The sequence below is a fragment of the Bacteroides reticulotermitis JCM 10512 genome, assembly GCF_000517545.1.
In the GTDB taxonomy this organism is placed as follows: domain Bacteria; phylum Bacteroidota; class Bacteroidia; order Bacteroidales; family Bacteroidaceae; genus Bacteroides; species Bacteroides reticulotermitis.
The window spans coordinates 12644-25460 of sequence record NZ_BAIV01000030.1 but is presented as its reverse complement, the minus strand read 5'-3'; the positions used below and the strand labels follow the sequence as shown (position 1 = coordinate 25460).

At 41.7% G+C, this 12817-nt stretch carries 12 protein-coding genes and 1 pseudogene; 12 read left to right on the top strand and 1 reads right to left on the bottom strand.

Annotated features, from left to right (window positions below):
• Positions 1-112 precede the first annotated feature (112 nt).
• The 12 genes and pseudogenes from JCM10512_RS16530 to JCM10512_RS21555 all read left to right on the top strand — a co-directional run bounded on the left by JCM10512_RS16530 (position 113) and on the right by JCM10512_RS21555 (position 12100).
• Complete coding sequence (locus tag JCM10512_RS16530; protein ID WP_044164787.1) at positions 113-634, top strand: sigma-70 family RNA polymerase sigma factor; 522 nt, start codon at positions 113-115, stop codon at positions 632-634.
• Positions 635-662: 28 nt separating this feature from the next.
• Positions 663-1817, top strand: coding sequence for a FecR family protein (locus JCM10512_RS16525; protein ID WP_044164786.1), 1155 nt, complete (start codon positions 663-665; stop codon positions 1815-1817).
• A gap of 732 nt (positions 1818-2549) precedes the next feature.
• Positions 2550-3161 (top strand): DUF4974 domain-containing protein, encoded by a 612-nt coding sequence (locus JCM10512_RS21565; protein WP_158332231.1) that lies wholly within the window; start codon positions 2550-2552, stop codon positions 3159-3161.
• Positions 3154-5820 (top strand): SusC/RagA family TonB-linked outer membrane protein, encoded by a 2667-nt coding sequence (locus JCM10512_RS16520; RefSeq protein ID WP_081741405.1) that lies wholly within the window; start codon positions 3154-3156, stop codon positions 5818-5820. The genes JCM10512_RS21565 and JCM10512_RS16520 overlap by 8 nt, the downstream gene beginning before the upstream one ends.
• A gap of 19 nt (positions 5821-5839) precedes the next feature.
• Positions 5840-6112, top strand: a complete 273-nt coding sequence (locus tag JCM10512_RS22815) for a hypothetical protein (RefSeq protein WP_158332230.1) — start codon at positions 5840-5842, stop codon at positions 6110-6112.
• A complete protein-coding gene (locus tag JCM10512_RS16515; RefSeq protein WP_158332229.1) occupies positions 6039-7349 on the top strand; it encodes a RagB/SusD family nutrient uptake outer membrane protein in 1311 nt (436 codons plus the stop codon). Before JCM10512_RS22815 ends, JCM10512_RS16515 begins: the two co-directional genes overlap by 74 nt.
• 5 nt (positions 7350-7354) lie before the next feature.
• Complete coding sequence (locus JCM10512_RS16510; RefSeq protein WP_148298443.1) at positions 7355-7801, top strand: DUF4843 domain-containing protein; 447 nt, start codon at positions 7355-7357, stop codon at positions 7799-7801.
• A gap of 41 nt (positions 7802-7842) precedes the next feature.
• Positions 7843-8199 (top strand): annotated as a pseudogene (locus JCM10512_RS16505) (hypothetical protein); the annotation flags it as partial.
• Between the two features lie 24 nt (positions 8200-8223).
• Positions 8224-8889, top strand: coding sequence for a PKD-like family lipoprotein (locus JCM10512_RS16500; RefSeq protein WP_044164781.1), 666 nt, complete (start codon positions 8224-8226; stop codon positions 8887-8889).
• Positions 8886-9770, top strand: coding sequence for a hypothetical protein (locus JCM10512_RS16495; RefSeq protein WP_044164780.1), 885 nt, complete (start codon positions 8886-8888; stop codon positions 9768-9770). The genes JCM10512_RS16500 and JCM10512_RS16495 overlap by 4 nt, the downstream gene beginning before the upstream one ends.
• 31 nt (positions 9771-9801) lie before the next feature.
• Complete coding sequence (locus tag JCM10512_RS21560) at positions 9802-10905, top strand: thioredoxin fold domain-containing protein (RefSeq protein WP_081741404.1); 1104 nt, start codon at positions 9802-9804, stop codon at positions 10903-10905.
• Positions 10906-10909: 4 nt separating this feature from the next.
• Positions 10910-12100, top strand: coding sequence for a thioredoxin fold domain-containing protein (locus JCM10512_RS21555; RefSeq protein ID WP_200869109.1), 1191 nt, complete (start codon positions 10910-10912; stop codon positions 12098-12100).
• A gap of 116 nt (positions 12101-12216) precedes the next feature.
• Here JCM10512_RS21555 and JCM10512_RS16480 read toward each other — a convergent pair whose 3' ends face one another.
• Positions 12217-12801 carry a non-canonical purine NTP diphosphatase gene (locus JCM10512_RS16480; protein ID WP_044164779.1) on the bottom strand — a complete coding sequence of 195 codons (585 nt, stop codon included), beginning with the start codon at positions 12799-12801 and terminating at the stop codon, positions 12217-12219.
• Between the last annotated feature and the right edge of the window lie 16 nt (positions 12802-12817).

The window sequence follows — 12817 nt, the reverse complement described above, 5'->3', positions numbered from 1 at the left end:
AAATTTGCTGTATCTGCCTATTTTATGATGTATTTATTAAAAAAGAAGATGCTTTTTTCTACTTTTGCGTTTGAGATAAGAACGATTTGCTGATTATTTAAGAGAATAGAAATTGAAAAAGTCCATTAACTTTGAAATTTTCTTTAAAGAGAATTATTCTCAGTTTTATTTCTTTGCTCTTCATCTGATCGATGATGAAGAAGTGAGTCGGGATATTGTGAGTGATAGTTTTGAATACGCCTTAAATAATTATGGAAGATTGGATGTTGAAAATTGGAAAACCTATATGTATTCTTACATACGGAATAAGTGCATTGATTACATTCGACATCAAGAAGTGAAACGAAAATACATCGATTACTATCTACATGTAACTCGTGAAATAGAAGAGTCCGGATATGAAGAGTACGAAGAGAAAATAAAAGAGATCCGGAAGTTGATTGCATCGCTTACTCCACAGACTCGTTTGGTACTTCGTGAATGCTATATTCGCAATAAGAAATACAAAGAAGTGGCCGATGAGTTGCAGATTAGCGTCAGTGCGGTGCGAAAACATATGGTAAAAGCCTTGAAAGTGATTCGCGAAGGAATTGCTAAAAAAACAAAAGGTGGGGTATCTGATAAGGAATGTTAACCGTCTAATTATAAATCGCCTTAAGAGAATGGGTAAAGATGAAAATAAAATAGAGTCATGGTTTGATGATGCTTTCAAACTTACCACTTCTTCCGATGAAGTATCGGAAGAGGAAATGCGGCGTCTGATGAGTGAAGAAGAAGGTATGCAGATAGGCAGAGAAAACTTAGCTTGCAAAAGAGCTCTGTTGGAAGAATATGCGGAGCATAAGCAGCCGGATATTGATTTGGAGTGGAATAAGTTTCAACAGAAACGTACGGAAAAAACAAGAAGAAAGCGGTATCTGCTTGGAAGTGTCATCGGAGGAGTGGCTGCTTGTTTCCTACTTATTTTCGGATTAAATATACTTCCTTCCGGTAAGCAAGGAGAATTGTTTTTCGCAGCCGACTCACTCGTTCATCAGGTTACTTTGCAAAAAGTAGGTGGCAGCCTACTGGCATTGGATGCTCAAACTCAGGATAGTTTATTAAGCATGATGGGCGTTACACTCACCCAATCGGATTCTTTGCAATTATCTTACCGCTCAAAAACTGTTGAAGAAAAGATCGAAACCCACATTCTTTCTACTCCCCGCGGCCAAGATTTCAGTGTGGTATTGTCAGATGGAACCGTGGTATGGCTCAACGCTGAAAGTCGTTTGGAATATCCTTCCCGTTTCACCGGCGAAGAGCGAATTGTCCGTCTGCAAGGTGAGGCTTATTTCAAAGTAGCCAAAGATAGTCGGCATCCTTTTATTGTACAAACTTCCCAAATGCATACCCGCGTACTTGGAACCGAGTTTAATATACGTAGTTATTCTTCGGATGATTCTCACGTGACTTTGGTGAAGGGAAGTGTGGAGATACGTAGTCAAGCCAATCAAACTTACCTTCGGATGAAACCCGGTGAAGATGCTCATTTGCTAGATGACGGTACTTTCTCGTTGCACGAGACCGATGTAGATACCTATGTTTATTGGAAAGAAGGTTTCTTCTATTTCGATGACGCCCCTTTGACTACCATTCTTCAAGAATTGGGTAGGTGGTACAATGTGAATATTGTTTTTAATAATCCTTCGGCTAAGAATTGGCGAATTCATTATGTATGCGACCGAAAAGATTCCATTGAGCGGGCTGTTTTGTTATTAAGCCGCATTAATAAGTTAAATGTAAGTTTCGATAACAATACAATCTATATCAAGTAAAATCAACCTATCACAACTCCGAATCATCTTTTTAAAATAGTAGTTGCTTTACTTAGCAATGCGAATACTTCCAAATCGAATGGAGTGGATCTCCGCTCAAAAAAACGAAGCATTTGCTTCCTCATAAAGTATCTGAATAAAATTATGCTCTTGGCTCGTATAACTTGAAAATTGGAATATAAATACCTAGTTGTTAGACTACCAATACTTGCGTGCTAGGTAATTAATACCTGAAATCTAACGTGTTAATACTTAAGTACTGGATTATTAATACTTGAAATCTAAGCTATTAATGCCTGAAAAACGGATTATTACTACCTGTATACTTGAACAGAGATACTTGACTGCATGATACTCTTTACACTAAAATAAATATAAGCTAATACTGATAATTGGGTGACGTTTAAACAGCCGAAGAACCTATAAAATATATAGCTACGAACTTTTTGCTTTAAAAGATAGTTAAATGGACTTTTTATCCATTCCAACCGATGCATAATTACTTATTATATATACAAAATGATATATATGATAAGTAAATTGCATTTTTTTAATAGGAAGGGTGTCTTTTATTAAAGTGAAAACGACTACCTCGTGAATATGAATTAAAACGAGTAAAATTAAAACGTGTCGTAGCCTATGAAAAGAACATGGAGTTTAGTTCTTCTATTTCTTTTATTAGTGAGTTTTTATGAGCCTTTGTATGCTCAGATACCTCCTAAAGAAATAAGAATGGAAGTGAAGAGAGAACGTTTGCCGCAAGTGCTTAAACGTCTAGAGAAAATATCCGGATATAAATTTCTATTTGTGAATGCCGACCTGCATCAATTTGTTTTTGATGGAGTAGTTAGAGCGAATTCCATTCAGGAAGCCATGAAGATCGTGTTTGGTTCCCATCCGTTGGAATACACTATTGACGGGCAATTTATCACAATCAATTTGAAGAAACACGTCAGAAGTACAAAACTAGCTCATATATCCGATGTGGATAAATGGGTGATAGTAGAAGGTAAAGTAATTGACAAGCACCAGAATCCGCTTCCGGGTGTGAACATTACGTCGAAAAATCAAGATCGCGGAACCATCAGCCGCATAGATGGTACTTTCGAACTGACCTTGGTAAAAGGACAGCTGACCGATATCGATTTTTCGTTCATCGGAATGAAAACGGAAAAGATGGCTATCAGTTGCAAAGAAGATAAGATAGGCCTAACCATTATGATGGAAGAAGAAGACGCTAAACTGGATGAAGTCGTAATAACCGGTATCTTTAAAAAGGCCAAAGAGAGCTATACCGGAGCAGTGTCCAGCATTTCCTCCGAACAGTTGGAGATAGATATATAAAGGTCAGAACTTACTCCAGACATTAAAAAACATAGATACCTCCATCAATTTTGCTGTCAACAACCTGGTAGGTAGCAACCCGAACGCTCTTCCTCAGATCAATATACGCGGTAACTCATCGCTTCCCACTACATTGCAAGAGTATAATGAAAATGTGCGGAACGATGCTAACACTCCGCTGATTATTATGGATGGGTTTGAAATCTCTTTGAGTCGTTTGATGGACTATAACGACGAAGAAATACAATCGATCAACATCCTGAAAGACGCTGCGGCTACTGCTATTTATGGTTCGCGCGGATCGAACGGAGTAATTGTCATTGTTACCAAACAACCTGAGATCGGTAGGCTGAGAATCAATGCAGAGGTAGGTATGGATTTTGAAGTACCCGACCTGAACTCATATAATTTGCTTAACGCAGCTGAAAAACTGGAATTGGAACGCGTGTTAGGACTGTATAACAATACCGCCAGCCCGAACAACGATGTGTGGTATAAAGAAGCCTACTACAAACGTCTGCGCGATGTCCTTTCCGGTGTAGATACCGACTGGCTCAGTAAACCGCTACGTACCGGAGTCGGAACTCATTATAATTTGCGTCTGGAAGGCGGAAGCGAAGAGTTTCGTTGGAGTGCGACAGCTGCCTATAAAAAGGTAGAAGGAGCCATGAAAGGTTCTTCCCGTAAGAATTTTAATGGATCAATTACATTAATGTATAACGTTAAAAACCTAATATTTAAGAATTATACATCGTACGGTATCAATCGAGGGCAAGAGAGTAAATACGGTTCTTTCAGTACCTACGTACAACAGCAACCTTACAATGCTCCGTATACCAGCGACGGAGAGTTGGTACGTTATTTCGATGGGTTTCATAAGATGTCCGCCAAAGTGCAGAATCCTCTGTACGATGCAACGCTAAATAGCTTTGATAAGAACGGATACAACACGCTGACGAATAATTTCTCTATTGAGTGGAATCCGTTGGATGGACTAACCATGCGAGGACAGTTAGGAATTTCCGGTACAGACAATACGTCCGACATATTCCTTCCGGCCGAACATTCCACCTTTACCGAAGATGACTATTATGAAAGCGATGAAGGTTTTCTGCGTAGGGGTCGGTATACGTATGGCACAGGTACTAGTTATAACTATACCGGCAACCTGACCTTATCGTACAATAAGACCTTTCGGGATATTCACCAGCTTTACGTAGGAGTCGATTATTCGCTGGCCGAATCGAACAGTACCTCTTATCAGATTATTGCGGAAGGATTTACCAATGCGGATATCAATTTTCTGGCAAGTGCCCGGCAGTATGAAAAAGACGGTTCTCCCACCGGTTCAAAAAGTAAGACCAGACGTTTTGGTTTGACCGGTAATGTCAACTACATACTTGACAATCGGTATTATGTCGATCTCTCATTTCGCATGGATGGCAGTTCAACATTTGGAAGTGAAAAGAAATACGCCCCTTTTTGGAGTACCGGTATCGGATGGAATCTACATAACGAGGCTTTCATCAAAGATCATTTTCAATTAGCGAATATCTTGCGACTGAAAGCATCTTATGGTCAAACGGGAACTCAGCAAGGATCTTCCACCGGCTCTACCACTACTTATAAATACCTGACTGATAATAAATACATGAACTGGACGGGAGCCGTTTTGCAGGGATGGGGAAACCCGTATCTAACCTGGCAGAAAACCGATGAGTTCAACGTCGGTTTGGAGTTCGGTCTATTAAACGGACGCATCAAGGGTGAACTGGATGTATATACCAAAAAGACAAGCAACCTGCTGTCGTATATGGATATTCCTTATTCCATGGGCTTCTCTTCGTACTTGTCTAATGTGGGCGAAGTGAAGAACCGGGGTTGGGAAGCTGCCCTTAGCGGTTACCTGATCCGCGATCCACATCGGCGAATCAACTGGATGGTCGGAGCACAACTTGTATACAACAAGAATTATATTTCCAAGCTCTCCGAAGCCATCAAGCAACAAACCGAAGAGCGTGTAAAGCAAGATGTCGAGATTGATAACCTCCTTTATGAAGGAAGGCCTCAGAATGCCATCTATGCTGTTCGTTCATTGGGCATTGATCCGAGCACAGGAAAGGAAGTGTTTTTAGATAAGGATGGGAATCAAACCGATACCTGGTCGCCCTCGGATAAAGTCTTTTTAGGTTCGCGCGATCCTAAATTCCGTGGAAATGCTAACACGATGTTTATGTGGAAGGGATTTACGGTTAATATGTCGGTTGGTTTTTATTGGGGCGGACAGGTGTACAACAGTACCTTGATTGACCGCGTAGAAGTTCCTTTATCAACCTTGCAGTATCAGAATGTAGACGCCCGTGTTTACTACGACCGCTGGAAGAATCCGGGAGATGTTGTTTCTTTTAAAGCATTCGACAATACCAAGACAAGAGCCACCTCTCGTTTTGTGATGGACGATAATGTATTTGAAATTCAGTCAATCGGTTTGCAATACCGTTGGGATAGCGAATGGTTGAAGAAACACACTTCGGTTACTTCCATTACTTTCGGAATGAATATGTCGGATATACTCCATCTATCCACCGTGAAGATGGAACGAGGAACCAACTATCCGTATGCTCGTAATATCCAGGGTAGTGTGAAGTTTTTATTCTAATCTTTAAAATTATAAAGCTATGCATAGAAAAAGAATCTATATATGGATGAGTGTTTTGTTGGCGTTCGGGCTTTCTTCATGCAATGACTGGCTTGACGTACGTCCTGAAACAGAACAACGGGAAGATCAACAGTTTGCTACATACAAAGGTTTTCAGAATGCTGACGGGATGTTACATGAGTTTGGCTGGTCAAGATGTATATGGAAAAGCATTAACGATGAGTCACATCGAATCTTTATCCTCTTTCTGGTATTTCACTTTGCTGCCGACTTCGGAGGAACGATTGGCTGATTATTACCTGATGGCGCACGATTATAAGAATGATTACGCCAAAAGTGCTATAAAATTAATGTATGCCGGATTGTTCAATGCCATTGTACAGGCGAATTTAATAATCAAGCATGGCAATGAAAACAAATCGGTTTTTCCCAATGAGTCTACCCGTTCGGTTATTGTGGGCGAAGCCTATGCCATTCGTGCTTGTTGTCAGTTGGATATTCTCCGGTTGTTTGGTGAACTGCCGCAAGGAGCAACCATTCATGTAGAGTTACCTTATTCGGAAACAACTTCTTTCGATGAGATGCCGGCTTATTATAGTTTGGCTGCCTATGTGAAAAAGCTGGAATCCGATTTGACCAATGCCGAGTCGTTACTGAAAGATAATGATCCGGTGTTTAGTTATACCTTCAGTGCGCTTAACACTCCTACGAGAAAAATACTCGATGATGATTACTTCTATTATCGGCAATCCCGACTGAATTATTGGGCGGTAAAAGCACTTCAGGCGCGTATGTCTCTGTATCTGGGCGAAAAAGAGAAAGCCTATCACCTGGCTATGGAGATTATTGACGGAACCGGAGCGGATGGTAGTCCGGTGATGACACTAAGCGGTCATGCCGATATTGTAAACAAAGGATATAAGGCTTGTCCCAATGAATGCCTGTGGTACTTGAGTAAATATAATGTGAAAACAGTAGCCAAAGATTTAGTGGGAGGAGCCGATGTGCAGGTCAATTTAAACTATTTGTACACCACCAAAGAACGATTGGATAAAATGTTTGAAGGAGAGGCAACCGATTCGCACAATCGGTACCGGTATGTTTGGAATAAAAACGTAAGGAGTCAATACAGCGAAATCTGTGCTGCGATCTTAAAGTATTATTATGCCGACGATGTCGAGAACCAGATGCTGTATCACCAGATTATCCCGATGTTGCGCATGTCAGAGGTCTACCTTATTGCAATTGAAACGACAAGTAGCCTGACAGAAGCCAACCAATTGTACAAAACGTATATGCTCGACCGGGATGTGGTACTGACCGATGATGCTTTTCTGTCTTTAGATGCTGTCAAAGAGAAACTACCGAGCGAGTATCGTCGCGAGTTCTTTGCCGAAGGACAAATGTTCTATGCCTACAAGCGTACCCAGACGTTGAATATGCTTTGGGGTGCGGCACCTATGGCTGAAAAAGATTATATACTTCCCTTACCGGAGACTGAGTTTAATCCTACTAATCTTAATCAATGATTGTTATGAAATACGTCCAAAATATACTTATCAGTTTGGTACTGCTCACCGGATTGGTAGCCTGTGAGAAAGAGCTACCTGTTTATGAATCGACCGTCTGCCAATTGAATTTTAAATACGGAACAGCCAATCTTACCACAGATGAAGTAACAGAAGAGATGCGCATCCGCTCCCATTCATTTGTTCTCAACTCGGGTGAAGGCGTGATGATCGATACGGTTTGGGTAAAAGTAACCAGCATGGGTTATCTTTCCGATACGAATCGAACGATTGAGTTGCAACAACTGTCGACCGGTAAACAGGATGCTGTGGCGGGGAAGCATTATGTCAGCTTCGACGATCCTGAGTTGAAATCCCGTTACTACTTTCTTCCGGCCAATCGCCCGGAGGTTGAAATTCCGATCGTTGTAAAAAGAGATCCTTCCTTGCTACGGATGGAGATGTCAGCTTAAAGTTCACTTTCAAGGAAAACGAAAACTTCAAGCTCGGTTATCCTCAATTTGCGGAATACACCATCATTATATCCGACCGCCTATCGAAGCCAAGTATGTGGACCGATTGTGAATTGGATTATTATTTAGGTGCATACGGCTCGAAGAAACATGAGTTGATGATTTCTTGGACCGGTGAGACCTGGGATAATACCTATATCAATACGCTTTTCTATCAGGCGAATTATAGCGGCACTTTATATTGGGTACCCAAAGACGGAAACTATATGGATTATTTGGCTGGCTGGTTTGCTGATAAGCTGTCGAAAGAGAATGCCGAACGACTTGCTGATCCCACCATTGGAGATGTCTATAGAGAATCGGATGGCAGTCCCGTGGATTTTACCCGAATCCCCTAATTAATCATCAAATACGATTATCAAATGAAGAAATATAAGTTTTTACTTTTCATCAGTTGTGTCCTGAGTCTGACCGGCTGTTATAACGACGACAGTCGCTTAGCTTCCGATGATAAATGGATCGGAGATATTGTGATTGAGAAGATGGATGCTGTAAATGCCATTGCCTACAGCACCGTTTTGGATATCACTCCTACTGTTAACGGATATGCCGACAATCAATTGACGTATGCATGGTATATTTACGGCGGCGAGTTCTCCAAAGAAACACAGGATGGTTATCGCACACATCCGATTAGTGACAAGAAAACGCTGACTTACAAGGTCGATCTGAAGGCCGGAGATTATACCTTGGTTTTTGAAGCGACCGAACCTGCTACCGGATATGCGGTAACCTCCGAAGTGAGCTTGAAGGTGTCGACCCTCTTTTCTCAGGGATTCTATATTCTGAAAGAAACGGCGGAAGGAGATACGGAACTCGATCTTTACAACGCTGCCGATCAAACACATATATCCGATATTCTAGCTTCTACGCAGGGAGAACCGATGACAGGTGCTCCTCGCTTTATGAGTGTGGTTTATGGTCAGGCCTATATTGATCCGGAGACTGCTAAAAGCGCTTATGCCACGGGCCTGTTTATTACCAGTGGGCAACATGAGTTTTCTATTTTTCGGACCAATGATTTTTGAAGATATTCGATCGTTCCAGCCTTTTGTACGAAGAGATGCCTGCTGATGAAGTTCCCTATACAGCGACTACGGCCATGTATAATTTCTATTTTTCATCAAAGGGCGTACGTACGGGAGATACGGAAGTCTTCGGCGGAGAATTTGTAACCGGAAAACTGGGCTATCCCATGGATGAGGGTAGTAGTCAATTTGTGCAGGCGTGTGATGGTAACGGTTTCCTTTATTGGAATGAGCAGAAACATCGACTGATGTATACCAATGGTTCCAATGTCGTTACAATTAACTATCTGAACGGACAAGTGCCCTGGGATAATCTGCACGCTGTGACTACCGGATGGAATCACCTGGCCGGAGAAAACACAATGTGGTATCTACTTGAAGATACCAATAAGCAACGCTATCTGGTTGTTTTGAATAAGAAACACGAAATAATCAGCCTTCGTCCGCTTAATTCCGGTTCACATCTTGCTCAGGCCGACGTGGTGGCTGGCAATGCGCTATCTGCGTATTGTATCTATGCCGTTCATAACAATCAGCTATATAGCTATAGTCTGGACGAAAACGGAAGCGAATCGGCTGCCTTGGTTGTTACCGGTTTGCCGACCGGTGAAAAAATAACCTATTTATCCGATGTCTTTTTTAGCAAGGAATTCGACTATATAGTGATAGGAACCCAAAATGGAAATGAGTATGCTTTGTATATGTACGAAATCAAGGGCGGACAACCTTACGGAGCACCTGTACATACAATTAAAGGAACAGGAAAGGTAAACAATGTGCGGTATGTATCTCAAACTCCAACCTGGAGCTTTTCGCCGAACTATTATGCGTTCACGATTTATGCTTCACTGTATGGTATGGGACCTGATTACCCATATTAACCGATATTATTTAATAAATTAAAATTCAACAATGAAAAAGATTTTAATCATCGCTATGGTAGCTCTTATGTCGCTGCCTGTATTTGCGCAAACCGACTTTCGCCACATCTCTTATGAGGAAGCATTAAAGGCTGCGAAAACGGAACAGAAACTGGTATTTATGGATTTCTATACCGATTGGTGTGGGCCGTGCAAGATGATGATGCGTGATGTGTTTCCCAAAAAAGAAGTCGCCGATTTTATGAATAAGAAGTTTGTTAACATCAAGTTGAATGCCGAAAAAGAGGGACAGGAGTTGGCCAAGAAGTATAAAGTGGCTGCCTATCCTACCTTTATCGTTATCGATGCCAACGAAAAGATTATCATGACCAAAGTGGGCGGAGATTCGAGTCCTGAAAACTTCATAGCAAGCATCGCTCGTCAGATTGATCCGGAAAAAACACCGGAACGATTGAAAGCACGTTATGATGGTGGAGAGCGTACAGCTGATTTGATTTCCGCTTACGCAGGGATGAAGTTGGAAGAAGTGTATGCCGGTAGAAGACCGGATGAGTCCAAAAAGCAGGAAGCTTTCCAACTAGTTCAGGATTACTTCAAGGGATTGAAAGATCCACAGAAGCTTGCTCCTGAAAACTTATTTATCTATACTACTTATACCGAATCTCCTCTGGATGAGATCGCAAAGTATATGATTGCCCATCGTACAGCGTTTGATCCGACAATCAAAAATCAAATAGCCGATCGAATTGCATTGTTGTATAAAACCCAAATTCAGGGTTATATGATGGCACGTTCGGAATACAATGATGTTGAATACAAAGAGATCAAAAAGGGAATTACGGACTTGGGACTAAACAAGGAGAATCAATATACACAGGCTCTCCGCTTTATCGAATCTCAGGGACAAGGAACTCCGGCCGACTTTCTGACATTGTGCGAAACTGAGTTTAAGAATCTGGATCAAGATCAGCAGACTTGTCTGGTAGTCAATTTCTCCGGACTTATCAAAACAGAAGATGAGGCTGTTTTGAAACGGGCGTCTCAATTCCTACGCGGTCAGTTGAAGGATATGGAAGCTTCGGCTCTCTTCTATGCAGCTCAACAGGTTTATCAACTTGAAAATGGCAAACATTGATTTTATGCGTATAAAAAAGGCGTTTATCCATTTTGTACCTCTCATCGTTTGGTTGTTGGCAGCTTGTCCACTGGCTGCCCAACAGCCCAATGAGGGCATTTGTTTCGAGGCTAATAAGTCATTGGCCGAAGTGCTTCAAAAAGCCGGGGCAGAGAGTAAGTTAGTTTTTGTAGATTGCTATACTTCTTGGTGCGGACCGTGCAAACAGATGGCTGCTAAGGAATTTCCCAAGAAGGAAATGGGCGATTATTTCAATCCGAAGTTTGTCTCCGTCAAGATCGATATGGAGAAAGGAGAAGGTCCAGAATTGCTGAAACGATATGATGTAAGTGCTTTCCCTACTTTCCTGTTCTTGGATGCAAACGGAGAGTTGGTGCACCGGATGGTGGGATACAAACCCGCAGAATCCTTTGTGCAAGAGGTGGAAAAAGGAATAACCAATAGTGAGTTGGTGAATTCTAAAAAACGCTATGCAAATGGAGATCGCTCGGCGGCATTTATTGTTGCCTACCTGTCTCTGCTCAACCAAAATATTATGCGTGGGGAAGTGAAACGGATAACTGCGGCCTATTTAGCAGATAAAACTCCCGCTATGCTTGCCAACGATAGTACAGCTTTTCAGGTATTCTGTGATTATATGGACTCGCCTATGGATTCTATTTTTCAGAGAATGTACGGAGGTGAAAAACTCTTGGTTGAAAAGTATGGAGCAACAGCAGACGATAAGTTTTGGCAGGTATGGAGTGAGTATCCGCAGCTATTTTATCAAGCGGATGGTAAGACAATAACCAGCTATGACATGAATCGCTTGAATGAATATATCGGTTTCATGAAGCAATATAAAGTTCGCTATGTGGAAGCAATCCGATTGAACTATACCCTTATTTCCGCCAAGATTCAAAAGAACTGGAAAGAGGCAGCCCGTTTGGCTAAACTTTATTTGAAGCAGCCGAAAATGAGTGATAGCGATGCAATTGACTTCTGTACAGATCTGACTGAGAATATGCCGAGAGACAAGGAACTCGTATCTTTGATCCAAAACCGTTTGAAAGTTCTGGATCAAGAAGAAAAGAGCAATCCGGCTGCTAAGTCTGCCTATCCTCTTTATATTTATAAAGGAGCGAAGCTTTATTCCAAAGCAGCATATTATGAAGTAAGGTATAATGAGTTACTGAAGGAATGGGCTAAATCATAATTCTCTCTCTCTTTCTTTATAGAAAAATCCCCTTACGCGATCCTTGTTCATACATGGAAAAAGGATTCGTGAGGGGATTATAATTTCCTACCTTAGCGTATTCGCCGCTGATGTTATCAGCGTGAGTGTAAAAACTCACAAAGCTTTTCTACAGCTAATGCCCGGTGGCTGATTTGATTCTTTACGTCATTTCCCAATTCGGCAAATGTTTGGTTGTACCCTTCGGGCATAAATACCGGATCGTAACCGAAGCCGGAATCACCACGTTTCTCCAAAATGATTTCTCCTTTTACTACTCCTTCGAAGAGATACTCCTTTCCGTCGAGAATCAATGAAATAGCCGTGCGGAACTGTGCCTTTCGGTTCTCCTTACCTTCCAAATCTTGGAGTAGCTTATGCATATTGGCTAGCGAATCGTGGCCTTCACCTCCGGCATAGCGGGCGGAATAAACTCCCGGTGCACCACCGAGTGCTTCTACTTCCAGGCCGGTATCATCGCCGAAGCAATCCAAGCCATAGTTTTTGGAGACAAAAGATGATTTTAGCCAGGCATTTCCTTCCAGCGTATCAGCTGTTTCGGGAATATCCGTATGACAGCCGATGTCATTCAGGCTGAGGAGTTCTACTTTATCTTTCAGAATAGCAGTTACCTCTTCCAGTTTATGGGCGTTATTTGTGGCGAATACAAGTTTACGTTTCATTGTCTTTTTCTGTTTT